Source organism: Aquimarina litoralis, assembly GCF_019295435.1.
GTDB lineage: Bacteria > Bacteroidota > Bacteroidia > Flavobacteriales > Flavobacteriaceae > Aquimarina > Aquimarina litoralis_A.
In genome coordinates this window covers 15,770-31,286 of sequence record NZ_WEKL01000052.1, presented here as the reverse complement: position 1 = coordinate 31,286, position 15,517 = coordinate 15,770, and the positions used below count along the sequence as shown (strand labels likewise).

Sequence of the window (15,517 nt, the reverse complement as noted above, 5' to 3'; positions counted from 1 at the left end):
TTTCTCAATTTGGTATTGATAATAAAAACTCCATTTCTCGCAGCTTCTCCAAATCTTGCACTTCCCGACATTCCAGTGACTATGGATATAGAATGTATCTGAGCAGGAAATAAATATGTTGGTGGTTCAGGAAAAGGAATACCATCGACTACAAATAACGGTTGACCGACTTCATTTCCACCTATAAAATTTCTTGTTGAAGTTTTAAGTCCATCAAGGATAGTAACATTATTATTTCTGGATCCAAATCGTGATAAGGTATTATTAAGCGTAAGCTCATCTCGTACTTGGTAAAATGCGTTATCCCCAAAACCTATAACTCTTACTCCTGGAAAGCGGAATCGTATTAAATCTGATAAAAATATAGCGGACTCTGGGAAATCCTCTTCATATAAAGTTTTCAATGCATATCCAATTCTTTCTCTTTTAACTTTGTTTCCATACATATCAATGACCATTTCTTCCTGATCATTTTCCTTTTCGGCATCTACAACCACTTCATCCAATACCGTATGATTGGGTTCAAGGTCTATAAGAATGTTTTTAGTGGTATCTAGCGTTATCGCTTGAGGGATCATTTCGAAAAAATCAAATGTCAATACATCATCATCAGATGCATTAATAGAAAAGGATCCGTTTGCATCTGTAAACACCTGATTTAATGTTCCTTTTACAGTTACTTTACAACCTTGCACAGGTTTCCCTCCTGAAGTCACCAAACCTTTTACATATTCTGGAGTCGATATTTGGTAAGTMGAGTTATCCTCTAGTTCATGTAACATGTTTGTGATAGCCTGATCCAAAGAAACTTTAGTGAGATTGATATAATATCCTTCACTTTGTATAGCAGCTTCATGTAGGAGATTATCATTAGCGTTTGGTGTGTGATTTATATAAAAAACAGGAACGTCATACATTGGATTTGGTGTGCCGAAAGTAGCATGTCCATCACTCACAACGATATACTGATCTGGTGTGATTTCTTCTTTAAAAAGTGACTCAAAGTCTGAAGCACCGTTATATGCCATACTATTCAGTGTGCCAAAAAGACGATCGTTTGTACCGTTTTGTACTATAAATTTTTGTGGATTGTGGATATGATTAGAGAACGGAACTAAGGTAATCGTAGCGTTATTGATTTTCTTTACATAAGCTTGTAAAAGTTGTATAGTAGTAGTTGGATCATTTTTTTCTGCAGAAAAAGAAGTATCCCAATACAATACAATATCTTTTGGCATCTCTCTTTTTCTTAGTTTACTTTCTTCTGCAGGGTAAGAAATGTCCATGTTAAATGCCATTCCTGTGTCTTTAAGTACATCCCATTCGTCCTGACTTACATTTCGTAAATACGATCGACCTTCTTCAGACGCAGCGATAGAAAATTCAATGTCTTCACCAAAAACTTTCACAAGTTCCAGACTTACCATAATATCATCATCCACAAGGATGTTATAGTCTGAAAGATCAACGGTTTCTATTCCCTTTTTGTTAGTAATGGTATGATAAATATTATGCGCAAGTATATTTTTGCCAGGAACTTTTCTCGTAGATTCATAAACATTTACACGTACCAATAAGCTATCAGTACTATTTTCGAGTACATGAAATTGTAGCTGATGTAGTTTCGTGTTTTTATGACTAATTCTAATTCTTGTACCAATTTCTGCACCTAAGGATTTGGTGTCTTTCCAATATCCCATTGAACCATTAGGTTTGTATACATTCCCAACAATTTTCTTGTTTCTCTTTTCTGAAGTAATCGCAGCAGCTTCCAAATTAATAGACGAAGGCTCCATAGAAATCGTATTATTCTTATCAAAGATTTTAAACAATTCTTGTGATGATAATTGAATCGTTTTATATCCTAAACTCGAAAGTTGGAAGACACTTTTTGATCCTACTTTTTCTTCATCATATTGCAAGAAGATATGCCCGTTATGGTCACTTACAGTACCAATACCTTTGTTCATAAAACCAACATTCACATATGGAATAGGTTGCTTGGTTTCGCTGTCTAAAATATAGGCATCTATTGTGATTTCATATTGAGAAAATAAAAAACCATTGATAAAAAATGTGGAAATAAATAAGAGTACAAGTTTTAATTTCATAGTTACAAAACAGTATTAGAGTTAGTGTGTAGGTTTACAAATTTCTGTATTGGGAATCTTGATTTCCTGTCACAAAATGCATACCAATTTTTTTTAGATAAGACCTATCGTTCTTAAGATTCTGCAAAGCCGTATTGCTTTTTCCGATTACGATATTCGTCTACATATAAGTTCCTGTAGCGTGAAATTTATTACCCTCGTTTTTTTGGTTTTCTTTGATAAAAGATTTGTAAAAACCTAAATAAGAAGTGTTTATGGTTGCTTGTGTTTTTTCAAAAACAAGCATTGGATTTCAAAAACCAAACGTTCAAAACTGTTTATTTTGTCTTGTAATTATTATGAATTTTAGCGTATACTTTTAAAAGTTGCAATAGGTTTTTCTTCCTTTGGATTTACAGATTGTCTATTAAAATAGGTATACAAATTCCCTTCTAGGGACTCTTTTTCTAGAAGACTTAAGTATAAAAGACCATATTGTGTGGCTAATGTATAATGATCTTTACTGCCTAAATAGTATATCGGATTGGATTTTAAAAAGTTATCATTTGTAGTTTCTAACAAGCCATTTTTTTGATCAAAAGAAAGCGTTCCTTTAAATTCTTCTGAACCTTTATTGGAGTTAAACGTTAACTCGATGTCTTGATTTTTTATACTTAGAAGTGAATTGGTTTTATGATGCTCTCTCACGATTTGAGCAAATATATGTGCAGTTTCTTCAATAAGAACTTGACAACTGGTATTGACCATCAGCGCAATGCTTAGATTTTCTTCTGGGAAATAGGCAACTACAGTTCTAGCGCCTAACCAATTGCCCGCATGCTCAATAACTTTGTTTCCAAAAGGATCAATAGAGGTACGCCAAGCAATTCCCACATTGGTTTTTGTACCATCTAGCAATTGATGGCTTTTAAACATTTCTGCTACAACAGCTTCTGAAATAAAATTAGTACTGTATGCATTTATCATTTTTACTAAATCTATAGCAGTGCTTCTAAAACTAGCTCCAGGAATTTTATAACTACCATTGGTTAGTGTTTCCTTTTTTAGTTGATTGTTTTTTACCCTATATAATTGCGCATCTTTTGTAGATAGTTCATTGATATTTTCTGCTTTGGTATGAGACATATCTAGAGGGTCAAATATCTCTTCTTGCATATATGTTAGATATGTTTTTCCAGAAGCACCTTCGATGACCGCAGCTAACAAATTAAATGCATGAGTAGAATATTTATACTTCGAATCTCGTGGAAATAAAAGTGGAGCTTTCATTAGTTCTACAGTTTCTTTCATAGAAGTGTATTGCTTCTTTTTATAACGATTTCCTTTGGGTCGATGTTCTAATCCAGCGGTATGTCCCGCTAATTGCCGTGTCGTTAGATGTGCATAGGCTTCATTTATATAAGGAACATATGTTTTTATAGGCGCATCAAAATCCAACTTTCCCTCAGATGCCAAACGCCCTAATGCAGTAGCAGTGATCACTTTGGCTACGGATGCTGTACGCACTCGGATATCTGGCTCCATTTTGATATTCTCCTCTATATTGGCGTAGCCAAATCCATCCGCATAGATCAGCTTTTCGTCTTTACTGATCGCAATTGAAATTCCTGCAGTATGCGTTTGTGCTAAAAAAGCTTCAGCAAGTATTTTAATTTGTGAACTTACTGAATTAGGGATATTATGAATCTTTTGCTGTGCTTGTATACTAAAAGCTAGAAAAAGTATTAAAAAGTTGCTTCGTTTTATATTCATGATGTTTATGAATTATTATTCGTGGGTTGAATGAATTCTATCTTCAGGCTGAATTCCTAGTACAATTTCTTTTAACTCACGTGTCATTTGTCTTATGGGAAATGTTCTGATATTTCCTAAAATAATAACAGTTAATTTGTCGTCAGAATATCTATGTAGATTAGACATAAATCCATCCATCGTTCCTCCGTGTCGCATTAATATTCCATTCTTTAAAGGAGCTTTTCCTCTTTGATACTCAGTAATACGAAAGCCATAACCATAATTTCCGAATGCTCTGTTTTCTCCATCAAAAAGTAGTGATTTACTTTTCTCTGATAATAGCGTGTTTTTATACAAAGCTTGATCCCATTTGTATAAATCTTCTACAGTAGAGAATATATCACCCGAACCTAAAGCATAAGAAACGATATTTTCTTCATTTTTAATACCAAAAGTTGTTTTGCGATATCCTTTGGCGCGCTTTATTGGATAATTGGATTTTCTTTCAATTCCAGAACGATTCATCTCTAAAGGTATAAAGGTTTTTTCTTGTAGCACTTGCGCATAGGGTTTATTGGTCACATTTTCAATGGCAATTGCTGATAGTGTATAATTTAAGTTAGAATATTGATATTCTTCGCCAGGCGTAAATGCTAGCGAAGAAGTGTTGATAATTTCAATAATTTCTTTCGAGCTTACATCCTTATCCTCAAAATCAGTGATTCTTTCTAAATGTGGTGCCAAACCAGATTGATGTTTGAGTAGTAGATGAAGCGTCAGTGACTTTGCCAGTTCATCTTTAAGTTCTGGAATATACTTTTGTATAGGAGCATTCAAATCCAATAACCCTTCTTCTACCAATTGTAATACAGATACCGCTACAAATGATTTGGTTAAAGAACCAATTAAAAACTGCGTTTGCGAGGTGTTTGCTATTTTTTGTTCTCTATCCGCAAAACCGTAGGCTTTGTTGAATACTATTTTTCCCTCTTTTGCAATAAGTACTGCTCCTTGATAGTCATCATTTTTAATATACCCTTCAATCTTTGTTTTAATTTGTTCAGATATACTACTATTGCCAGTATCATTCTTTGAATTAGTTGGGTTATAAAAAGCGATGATGCTTATCAGCAGTGCAGTAGCACATAGCATACCTATTATTTTTTTGATTGCCATAAGAACCAGATCCTTAGTATTTGTGAATTGTTATTGTCGTTTAGATCCCTATTTATCGCACAGCTCCTTTACCTACCAAATAGCTTATCACTTGTTGGTGATTTCCTCTCTTGGCCATTTTTAACGCACTTCTTTTTTCGGAAAGTAAGGAATAACTATCTCTAACGGATCGATTGATATCCGCGCCATTATTTACCAAGAATTTTACCACATCTAAATGTCCGTTCCATGAAGCTCCGATCAGTGGTGTTTCATCTCCAGGCACATACGCATTTACGTTCGCACCTTTGTTGACTAAGAATTGTACAATTTCTAGATGCCCTCTTTTAGAAGCAACGATAAGTGGATTTCCATCGCGATCACTTTTTTTATTCACATCTGCTCCAAGAGATATCAGTGCTTTTACCATGGTAAGATCTCCTTTGGCTGCTGCGTGTATCAAAGCAGTTCCATCTCCAATTGTTTCTTTATCGATATTCCCATTATGAGCCAAAAGTAATTTTAGGATTTCAATATTTCCAGATGCTCCAGCCAATTGGATGGGATTGCCATCTCCTTTAACCTCGATATTAGGATTAGCTCCTTCTTTTAGTAATAGTTGCACAATGTTAGTATTGTTTCCTTTTACTGCAGCCATTAATGGAGTTCCATCTCCATCGACTTTTCGATTTACATTAGCACCTTTTGCGATTAGGTATTTTGRGAATTCATAATGGCCATTTTGAGCAGCAATCATTAGTGCGCTGGCATCATATTTATATCGATAAGATGTTTTAGCACCAGCTTTGAATAGTAGCTTCCCAATAGTAAGATTTCCTTGTTGGGCAGCCATTCCTAATGGAGTTCTCGGTTGAATGCTACCCTTGTAGGCACAATTAGGGTTCACGGTTTTTAACAACATTTCTACTTTAGTTTCATCATTGTTTTGTACCGCTTCTAAAAGATCTTCACAAGTTTGTGAATGTGCAACGAAACCGCTCATCAATAGAACGATTAAAAAGGTGATTAATGTTTTCATTTGTTTGTATTTTAAATTTTGTTCAATTGTGAAATGGAATTCGCCAATAACCATTTTGGTAAGTATCACCTGATTGTAATGGCTCATTTCATAACTATTCGTTTTTTAATTTGATGATACCCCAAAAGTATTGGTTAGATACGTTCATAAAATGATAAATAGACCAACTCAGGTTTTCTACAAACAGAAACCAGATTCATAGAGCAAATTATTTTAGATGGTTGCAAACGGTATTCTGGTAGTCGGTATCCGGTATTGATGGGTCGATACTTTGTGGCATCCTATAAATCTGTATTTTTAGTACCTATGAAAAAGAACAATACGTTTTTAGATGGGATTCTTCAGAACAGAGTTCTTTCACACATTCTGTTTTGGTGTTCTTTCCTATTTGTATTTACCATATTGGGAGTTTTAGATTCAGGAACTTTTAAACCAAATGCGTTGACCAATTTGGCAATGCTACCATCACAAATTGCAGCTGCCTATTTGCTTAATTATTATCAGTGGCCCAAGCTTCTCTTTAAAAAGAAGTATGTGCTGTTTTTCTTGTCGTTATTGTTGAGTGTATATTTTCTTTCGGCATTGGCCAGATTTAATGTGGTTCATGTTGTAGAACCATTTTTTAGAGAGGATTTCGAACAAGAAACCATTCAGGAAATCTTATCAGATTTCGTCTATATATTTACAGTGTACTGTCCGGCAGTATATACCTATGCCTTGATTATGTTGGCAGTAAAAGCCATTAAAACTCGATTCGAAGAGAAACATCAAATTGAACTTTTGCAAAAAGAAAAAGCCACGAATGAGTTACGATTTCTAAAAGCACAAATTCAACCGCATTTTTTATTTAATACCTTAAATAATTTATATGCTTTAACCTTGTCCAAATCCGATCTGGCACCTCAGGTAGTGTTGAAATTATCAGAATTATTGGATTTTATATTGTATCAGAGTGATCAGGAATATATCTCGATAGAGAAAGAGATAGAGTTGATTCAAGGTTTTATCGATCTCGAATCTTTGCGCTATGGTGATGCGCTGGATGTTGCATTTACAAAAACAATAGATAATATGAATACACCCATCGCTCCCTTAGTGTTATTGCCATTGGTAGAAAATGCGTTTAAACATGGAGTGAGTAGTGATCCTAAGAATGCTAAAATCAATATTGATGTTACTGTTGCAGATAATAAGGTGACGTTTACAGTTTTTAATACAAAACGAAACGATGTAGAAAAGCAGTTACAAAACCAGAAGTCGGGAATTGGTACCAGTAATCTGAATAGACAATTAGAGATTAATTATGCAGGCAAGTATACCTTGGCAATTGATGAAAAACAGCATAGTTATTTTGTAGAATTATTGATAGATTTGAACTAGCTCATGAAAATTAAATGTATAGCCATTGATGATGAACCTCTTGCGCTCGAAGTAATCAAAGCGCATGTACAGCAGATTCCTGATGTGGAGCTTGTGGCGAGTTATACAGAACCTTTGGTAGCTTTTGAACAGCTCAACGAATCAGCAGTAGATCTTATTTTTTTGGATATAGAGATGCCATTATTATCGGGATTAGATTTTGTAAAAACACTAAAAAATCCTCCCAAAATAATTTTTACCACTGCCTATCGTCACTATGCGATAGAGAGTTATGAGTTGGAAGTGGTAGATTACCTACTAAAACCGATTTCTTTTACACGTTTTTTTAAGGCTATTAATAGATATAAATCATTATCAAATCCTGCGGTGGTGGCTCCAGAAGAAAAAGAAGTGCTAAAGGCACATGACCATCTCTATGTCAATTCGAATAAGAAGTTTATCAAAATTAAGTTCGAGGAAATCTTGTATGTCGAAAGTATGAAAGATTATGTTCGTGTGCATTTGCAGGATAGTACGATTATGACCAAAGATTCTATAACGAATTTTGAACTCAAATTACCGAATGGGTTTTTAAGAATACACCGCTCTTTTATTGTAAATACGACCAAAATAACAGCCTTTACCAAGGTAGATGTAGAGATTGGGGATAAAGAAATTCCGATTGGCGCTAGTTATAAAGATCAGGTTATCCAATCATTATCTGGAGTTTAGTTAGAAAAGCAATCAAATTGAGACAAAAAATAGATTTTATTTAGCGTTAGGATATGACGTTCCAAAGCAGAGCTTTGAAATCTTTTTTCACCAGTGTAAGATTTGTTTTGCGTTAAAAAATATTGAAGCCTTGGAAAGATTTTAGCAAAATAAATCTGGTTTTCATTCGCTTTATGCGAAAAAAAACACCTTGAAAAAAGTGCCTTTTCTTTTGTTTCGTTTTCTTTGGGCAAGCAAAGAAAATGAAAGAGGATGAATTAAGGAAGTATTGTAAATACTTAAAAAACGGCTAATTATTGAATCCGTCAAATATAGTAGTTTTTCAAAGTGAAACGGAGAAAAATTACATGGATCTTTAGGCAAACTCAGGACGATAAGACTTTGGATTTAAATTTTCTTCCCTCATATTCATATCAATTAGAATTACATATGTACAATAAAAAGGGTTGTCAAAATTGACAACCCTCTAGTATGTGTTTATTTATAGAAGGCACGGACTATATCCCCGGGAACATAATATCGACTTGCCATGTTGGTTAAATTATGTTTTGTTTAACGAATTAGGTCATTCTCCTATATAAACACCTAATAAAGATAAACAAAACTGGCAAAAAAGTACTTGTAATCCTGATTTAATACCAATTTAAATAAGGTTTGAACATTTTATTTAGGAAATGATCCTTGAAAGCAATGTTTTGTTAGGATTTCCTAAATTATCTTGGATCATGTATAGTAACAAAACCTTTTAATTCGACACTAACGTAAGAGGAAGGTATTTATGGTAGCACATTTTAAAAAGAAATTTGAAGAAAAAACGGATCAGGAATTATTATATATTCTTGAAAATACTAGTTCATATCAAGATGATGCAGTAGAAGCGGCAAAATTAATATTAGAATGGCGTAAAAATGTAGGGATAGAAATCGTAGCACAACCAAGGCAAGAGGCGATACATGATAACAGATCAAATACTGCGGTTTCAAGTCTAGATCCTAAATTGTATTTAAAGAGTTTTGGCAAAAAAGACTTGCTAACCACTTTTACTGTAAGCTACTTTTGTTTTGCGTTGGTAAGTCTTTTTAAGTTCTACAGTGATGAACCATTTTTTGAAGACTTAAGAATTGCATTTGCGGTAAGCCTATTTCCTGTAATGTTTTCAATAAGTCATTTTTTATATAGAGTAGATCATAAAAGACTGAATAATCTATCAGGGAGGTTTTTACAAGATATACTCTTAGTCCTTTTTTTGGTAACCATCTCTTGGGCTTTATTTTATCTCAAAAATGGGTATATCCGATTTTTTTCAGAGCCTCTATCGTTCGCAGATTTTTTTGCTTTTTTGCTTTTCATTCTAATTATTGAACTGTTCTTAAGTATTATTCAAAGAATCTTTTTGTTTTTTAAAAGAAGTAATTCTTTTGGCATTAAACTATTTTTGATCATCACTTCTTGTACTGTTCTTTTAGGGATTTCAATAGTCCGCAACAATTTTTATCAAAAACCAACTTATAAAAGATGGGCAGCATTAAATTGGTCTGATTTTAAAGGAATGGGAGTACCGTTTACAACCTATGCAGCAGGGATATCTTCAGAAGTGTATTTAGAGACTGATAGTGTTAGTAAATCATATAGAGCATATGCTGCTCAGAACGATCAACGGTCATGGAAAAAATATGAGGATGAAGATTCTTATGAATTGCTCCTTCATGAACAATATCACTTTAATATTACAGAAATTTTTGCCAGGAAAATGAATGCTTTCATAAAAAAGAATCCTAATAAGGAATATTCATTTTACGAACAAAAGTTACGTGATCTTTATTGGGAAGAAAATGAAATGCAAGTTCTATATGATGATGAAGCTGATCATGGTGTTGATGTAAACAAGCAGTTAGGATGGGAATATAAGATAGATTCTATATTAAAGGATTTTGAAAATCATAAAGGAATTATCACAGACTCAGTTTCTGGAGCTTCAGCTTATTTTGTAGAAGCGCCAAGTTTTGAAGCAAGCTATGATACTATATCCGAGTATGAATATCGCTATTTCGGTAGTTATAGGTATGAAATGAACATGTCTCTAATATCTTTTAAAAGTTCAGAACATGATATTGAAGATCCAGAGGAATTTATTGAAAATTTCTACGACATCAATGACTTAAGAATAGTTTCGAATGAAGAAAAAGAGGTATTAAATAAAAAGAGTTATCTAGTTTTAGCAGAAGACAAAGAAGATAAAATATGGAGTAAAAACTTATGGGTTTTTGATGAGCCATATTTTTATTATTTAGAAGTTGAATATCCAAAGGAGTATGATGTGTATCCTGAATATTTGAAAATAGCCGACAATTTTATTGACTCCTTTAGTATTAGTAACAATCGATAAAATCCTTTCTCAAAAAGTTGGAAATTGTAGAAGTTTTCTCACATGTTTTAAGAAAAACATCTGTTAAAAGATAAGTAGCTATATAAGGTAGAAAAGAATAAAAAGTAGATTGAATTTAAGGGTGTTTTTCTAACGGTTTCCTAAATTATCTTGGATCCTATAGGGTAACATTTCTGCACTTAATGACACTTACTAATAGAATTGTAAGCAGTCTAATACTACTGAACCAAAAAATCGTATAGATTTTATAGAATAAATAGGAGTATCATCAGAAACTTTGGACTGTAATTTGAATCAGAGTAATCTTAAGATAAAACCAAGGGTTTTATAATTAGGTACATTTTTAAAATTATCAAGTGGGAGTAAAAAACATATTGAAAGAAAATTCTCGTGAGAGATCAATTAATTATATGGAAGCAGTAAAAGAAATCATGGAACCTTATTTTCAGGAGAATGGAAAAATAGACATGCATCATTTTGAACAAAAGAAGGATGTATCCTATTTGCTAGCATTAATGATAAATTGTGAATTTGTATTAGATACGAATACGGAGATTTCAAACTTTGGTGCAGATGATATCATTCCTGTTCGATTAGAAATTGAAGACAATACGGTATTAAAGTATTGGGGAAAAATAAACTGGTTATCGAAGCCAAGTGAACATCAATGTCATCGATCTTTTCAAGATCCATTTTATGGGGAGTTTACATTTGATCATCAAGAATTAAAGATTGAGAAAATGCTGTTTGGCAGTTATGATCAAACAGATTTAGATGGATCTTATTGGGTAGATGCAGAAGTGAATTGGATGTATGAGTTTAAAAGATAATATGTTTACAAACAGGTAAATATATTTTGATCTGCTAACTATTGACCTCCAATAATAATAGTTTGTTGGTATGCATATCTTTTTTCGAAACACGATTAGCGATTAAAAATTCTGCGACCACTTTTTGATGCGGTGTGTTTTGTACACTTTCTTTTAAATTTTTCTTAGTAAGTTGTAGTAATTCTAAAGGAGCGTATTTTGTTTTAAAATAATAGGCAGTAAAGGGAATCCATTTACTAATACCCCTTTTGGTTTCTTTATAAATATGGATCCAATCGTTTGCTCCTTCAAACTCACAAAAATTACCATTGGGTAAAATGGTAAAGCTAAAAGGATCTACATCTGTTTGTTGATCCATATCCGCATTGATAATTTTTTTTAAATGTTCAGAWTTTAAAGGGCTTTTCGCATAAAATAATAAGACTTCGATTCTATGTAATACATCAAAGACTTCAATTTTTTGCATGCCTTYAAAGTTTCGAAGTACTTTATATAAGAGTTGTTGTTCTTGGTTCATGTGTTCGTTTTTAGCAATCTCATTCCATAAATGAATAGAAAGAGAAGGCAAAAACTCCGAATACTTTCTTCATTGTATGATGGATTCTATGGGTTACTACTATATAGTGTATTCCAAAAAGAAAGTGTTACCTTAGGATTCAGGATTTTTTGCTTTATCTATTATCTATAATTTCTGATTCGGGTAGTTCAGGTAATCCTTCTCTACCGTTCAAGGTCCATTTAATTAAGGCATACGTTCTGGGATCCATTCGCTTAGCTTTAAATTCACGTTCAACCAAAGGTTTGATTTCATCATGGTATTCCTCAGGCGCATGGTGTAATAGTAGCCAAGCTCCGATAGGTTGACCTGTTCTTTGGGGATTGGTAAGACCATATTTTTCAGTAATTTCTATGATGCGCTTAGTATTTTTATGATCAACCGCTAGTTGTAATTCCCAAATAGAATCTCTTTGTTTTTGATAGTTTGGAGCACTTTTATCAAGTCCACTACTCATTCCTCGGTAGTACTGATCCATATACACCATTTCTTTTAATTCCTTCCAAAGGGTTTCGTTATTAACTTCTTGAAAAGCTTTTTCGATTTCTTCATTCGTAGGTTGTGGTTTTCCGCAAGAAATCATAAAGAATATGAGTAGTATAAGAAGATATTTAGATGGCATGTTTTTTTTAGGTTTTAAAGGATTGGTGGTTGTATTTTTTTATGAGATAGTAAGACAGAATGTATACTCATTGTATCATATAACAATGGTTGTATCATATAGTGTCCTACAAAAAGAAAATGTTACCTTTTTGATTTGAGATTTTTAAATAATAGAAATGAATAATATGCCTTATTTATTCTTACAAAGAATGCAAACATAATAGTAGAGCCAAGTTTTTTAGCTTGGCTCTATTTAGACTATTGATTGAGATTTAGTATTATTTATTTTCAGGATAAATTAGTCCGGGAATTTTATTGTTTTCATAATCCAATAAAAACTGCAACCAATCTTCCATTAGTTTTACAATCTGATCCGCATCAATTTCAACGGGTTCGAATTCATCAAAACCATTGGTAATAAGTGTAGTTTTTTTAGACTCAATGAATGAGGAGCTATTTTGTCCAACTTAATATCTTATGTAAAATTTTAAAGTCAACCATTACTTTTTAAAGCCAATAGCTTTGGGAATAACCACAACTGTACTTATTCTATTGTTTAAATCTTTGCCAATAATACTCTCTTCGTTTTTAGATTTTAATGATACAATTTCAGGATTAACGACAGAAATAGTAATATTAAAATTCTTACCATCTTCATTTTCTTCAACTTTCTCAATCTTAGGCATTATCAAATCTTCGGATTTAAATAAAATAGCCTGTCTACTTGGGTGTAAATCGTAACTTGAAGCAACTAAATAATAAAATTCTTTGTATATGTTTTCTTCGGAATCAATAAGTACATAATCTTCTGATAAGACTTTATGAATGTTTACAAAAAAATGTTTTTTATTATCGTTGTAATTTTTTGTTTTTTCTCCCTTTAATTGAGTAATTAAAAGTTTTAAATCCTGATTGTCTATTTCTTGCAGTTTTATTGTGTTTGTTTGACTTTGACAAGAAATAGAATAAGCAACGAATAGAATGGACAAACTACTTTTTATGATATTGAGCATTATTAAGAGTTTTTTAAAATATGACTAAAATAAATATTAATTTCTAATTGAAAAGTGAATATGGTCTTTATGTCCTGAAACATTATAATTATAATCCCAAGTATCATATTCTTTGAAATATTTATGTTTGAAATGAGGTCCAAAATTTTCTCTTACGTCAGGTACATTATCTAGAGCTTTTTGCAATTCTTTAATTTGTTCAATTGAAGACCCTGTAGCAAGGATCATTTTCACACCATTAATCCTACTAATATCAATTGCGGTTCCATTTTTATGGTTACTCGTTGGAGAATGTTTTCCATTTGTTGTAGTCTTTATATAGATTTCATCAATTTTAGGAGTTGATGTTCCTTCAAATTTGCTATTAGCTTCTCTAAGTGCTCTTTTTAGACCATCAATTATTTCTTCTGCAACTTTTTGATTGGCGCTTACTCCATCGCTTGAATTGCCAAATGTAACATGAACAGTATCACCATTACTAAGAATTAATTCATCGGGAATACTCTTTTTTAAACCAGTATATGTGCTATTGGTATCTTCTGTTTCCCAAGCAATATATAAATCTTCAAAATCTACCTCGTATCCTTTAGTTAATGCTTCTATAGCATCATTGGCAAATTGTTTAGCCTCTTCAGAATCTCCGTATTTAAATAATAGATAAAATATTGATGCTGCTTGCTGTATTGTGAGTTCGTTAGTTCTTGTCGTTTCCAAGATTTTATTTCCGAGTACTATAATATCAGCAGGAATCTGATTGGTTTCGAGATCTCTGTTTCTATTCATTAAACTGACCACATCATTAGCAATAGCATAGTTTTGTTGATTAGAAAAAATCCAACTAGATTCTTCTAAATCAATTGGTCTGCCTAATAGATTAACTAGATTATCTATTAATCTACTATCATACGTAATTATGTTAGAGATTTCATTATTCCCTAAACCACCACTTGTATTACTACCATTACCACCTAATCCATTGTTTGGTAGATTATAAGAACCATTCGTGCCTTCTCCACAACTTAAACAATCGTTGAACTCAATACCTGTGCCCATACCATCAAGAAGTAAATCACACTCATAAACAACAGTAATAGCTACATCACATTGTCCTGGGTGATGGCAAGTAGCTCCTTCTTCGTATACGTATGTATCTCCGCTTGGAATAGTGTGTGTGATTTCTATGTGGCTATTACATTCTTGTGATTTGGAAATTCCAGAACTTGAATATCTCTGCCCATTCTTTAGAGTAGTAACACTAAGTATTTGTCCTTCTAAATTAGATAGTGTAATTGTACCAGAAAATTGGGTTAAATCAGAATGTGCATAAAAGCTTTGATCAAATTCATAGGTAGTGATATAGGCATAAGCTTCCCTTTGTCTAATCGATACATGAAGGTTACTAAATGATTGATACCTGTTTTGATCTTGAATATTAAATGTATAGGTTTCAGAACCCTGTTCATGAATAATAGCTTTAATACCTTCTAAATCCAATTCTCCCATATAGCTTGTATTATTCTTTGCTGAAAGCTTGATTTCTAATCCGTTTTTTGTTTTCTGTTTTAGAAAACCAACAATACTTGGGATTTCACTTTGATCTACGGAAATAGATGTATTGTTGGGTAACCCTCTAGGTTCAAGATTAAATTCTTCTATTTGTTCTTTCTCACAACTAAATAGTAATAGTGTTCCTATCACTACTGTGCAGAACTTCGTAATCTGTTTTATGTGATTTTTCATTGTTTTTATATTCTTACTTTTTACCTACTCTATTTTAAAAAGGCTTTTCGGTTTTCGCCTTGTCCGCTGCGCAACGGGTTTGTTTTATTTTGGGTATCAGGTTTTGGGGTGTCAGGCGTCTGGTTTTTGATGTCAGGAGACGGATGTTTGGTGTTTGATGTCCGAGGACTGTACTTCGGGAAGCACAACGATCTTATCTCTCGAAATCTAAATCCTATTGAATTGAGGGCTGAGGCTCTCGAAGCCCTCAATCTCTAAC

12 protein-coding genes are annotated in these 15,517 nt (G+C 32.8%); 4 read left to right on the top strand and 8 right to left on the bottom strand.

Annotated features, from left to right (window positions below; all coding sequences use genetic code 11):
• From GBO31_RS20185 to GBO31_RS20170, 4 genes are all read right to left on the bottom strand, one after another.
• On the bottom strand, positions 1–2,111 hold a 2,111-nt coding region (locus GBO31_RS20185; RefSeq protein ID WP_219010282.1), incomplete at its 3' end, for a carboxypeptidase-like regulatory domain-containing protein.
• 345 nt (positions 2,112–2,456) lie between these two features.
• The gene (locus GBO31_RS20180; RefSeq protein ID WP_219010281.1) at positions 2,457–3,863 is read right to left on the bottom strand and encodes a serine hydrolase domain-containing protein; all 1,407 of its coding nucleotides are present in this window, start codon (positions 3,861–3,863) and stop codon (positions 2,457–2,459) included.
• A 15-nt stretch (positions 3,864–3,878) separates the two neighbouring features.
• Positions 3,879–5,021, bottom strand: a complete 1,143-nt coding sequence (locus GBO31_RS20175; protein WP_219010280.1) for a serine hydrolase domain-containing protein — start codon at positions 5,019–5,021, stop codon at positions 3,879–3,881.
• Between the two features lie 52 nt (positions 5,022–5,073).
• Positions 5,074–6,039, bottom strand: a complete 966-nt coding sequence (locus GBO31_RS20170; RefSeq protein WP_219010279.1) for an ankyrin repeat domain-containing protein — start codon at positions 6,037–6,039, stop codon at positions 5,074–5,076.
• Positions 6,040–6,345: 306 nt separating this feature from the next.
• Here GBO31_RS20170 and GBO31_RS20165 point away from each other — a divergent pair, with 306 nt between their 5' ends.
• The 4 genes from GBO31_RS20165 (at position 6,346) to GBO31_RS20150 (ending at position 11,346) form a co-directional block, all read left to right on the top strand.
• Positions 6,346–7,419, top strand: coding sequence for a sensor histidine kinase (locus GBO31_RS20165; protein WP_219010278.1), 1,074 nt, complete (start codon positions 6,346–6,348; stop codon positions 7,417–7,419).
• A gap of 3 nt (positions 7,420–7,422) precedes the next feature.
• Positions 7,423–8,130: a LytR/AlgR family response regulator transcription factor gene (locus GBO31_RS20160; protein WP_219010277.1), complete on the top strand. Its 708-nt coding sequence runs from the start codon at positions 7,423–7,425 to the stop codon at positions 8,128–8,130.
• A 778-nt stretch (positions 8,131–8,908) separates the two neighbouring features.
• On the top strand, positions 8,909–10,516 hold the full coding sequence (locus tag GBO31_RS20155; protein ID WP_219010276.1) for a hypothetical protein: 1,608 nt from the start codon (positions 8,909–8,911) through the stop codon (positions 10,514–10,516).
• 410 nt (positions 10,517–10,926) lie between these two features.
• Complete coding sequence (locus GBO31_RS20150) at positions 10,927–11,346, top strand: hypothetical protein (protein WP_219010275.1); 420 nt, start codon at positions 10,927–10,929, stop codon at positions 11,344–11,346.
• Positions 11,347–11,380: 34 nt separating this feature from the next.
• On the opposite strand, the gene GBO31_RS20145 is transcribed toward GBO31_RS20150, so the two are convergent.
• From GBO31_RS20145 to GBO31_RS20130, 4 genes are all read right to left on the bottom strand, one after another.
• On the bottom strand, positions 11,381–11,812 hold the full coding sequence (locus tag GBO31_RS20145) for a hypothetical protein (RefSeq protein WP_219010274.1): 432 nt from the start codon (positions 11,810–11,812) through the stop codon (positions 11,381–11,383).
• Between the two features lie 205 nt (positions 11,813–12,017).
• On the bottom strand, positions 12,018–12,524 hold the full coding sequence (locus GBO31_RS20140; protein WP_219010273.1) for a hypothetical protein: 507 nt from the start codon (positions 12,522–12,524) through the stop codon (positions 12,018–12,020).
• 481 nt (positions 12,525–13,005) lie between these two features.
• Positions 13,006–13,518 carry a hypothetical protein gene (locus GBO31_RS20135; RefSeq protein WP_219010272.1) on the bottom strand — a complete coding sequence of 171 codons (513 nt, stop codon included), beginning with the start codon at positions 13,516–13,518 and terminating at the stop codon, positions 13,006–13,008.
• A gap of 36 nt (positions 13,519–13,554) precedes the next feature.
• Positions 13,555–15,258, bottom strand: a complete 1,704-nt coding sequence (locus GBO31_RS20130; RefSeq protein WP_219010271.1) for a hypothetical protein — start codon at positions 15,256–15,258, stop codon at positions 13,555–13,557.
• Between the last annotated feature and the right edge of the window lie 259 nt (positions 15,259–15,517).

What these genes read in the sequence shown, in the direction of transcription:
- GBO31_RS20180 (WP_219010281.1), bottom strand. Translation starts at nt 3,863, where the DNA reads ATGAATATAAAACGAAGCAACTTTTTAATACTTTTTCTAGCTTTTAGT.
- GBO31_RS20175 (WP_219010280.1), bottom strand. Translation starts at nt 5,021, where the DNA reads ATGGCAATCAAAAAAATAATAGGTATGCTATGTGCTACTGCACTGCTG.
- GBO31_RS20165 (WP_219010278.1), top strand. Translation starts at nt 6,346, where the DNA reads ATGAAAAAGAACAATACGTTTTTAGATGGGATTCTTCAGAACAGAGTT.
- GBO31_RS20160 (WP_219010277.1), top strand. Translation starts at nt 7,423, where the DNA reads ATGAAAATTAAATGTATAGCCATTGATGATGAACCTCTTGCGCTCGAA.
- GBO31_RS20155 (WP_219010276.1), top strand. Translation starts at nt 8,909, where the DNA reads ATGGTAGCACATTTTAAAAAGAAATTTGAAGAAAAAACGGATCAGGAA.
- GBO31_RS20150 (WP_219010275.1), top strand. Translation starts at nt 10,927, where the DNA reads ATGGAAGCAGTAAAAGAAATCATGGAACCTTATTTTCAGGAGAATGGA.
- GBO31_RS20140 (WP_219010273.1), bottom strand. Translation starts at nt 12,524, where the DNA reads ATGCCATCTAAATATCTTCTTATACTACTCATATTCTTTATGATTTCT.
- GBO31_RS20135 (WP_219010272.1), bottom strand. Translation starts at nt 13,518, where the DNA reads ATGCTCAATATCATAAAAAGTAGTTTGTCCATTCTATTCGTTGCTTAT.
- GBO31_RS20130 (WP_219010271.1), bottom strand. Translation starts at nt 15,258, where the DNA reads ATGAAAAATCACATAAAACAGATTACGAAGTTCTGCACAGTAGTGATA.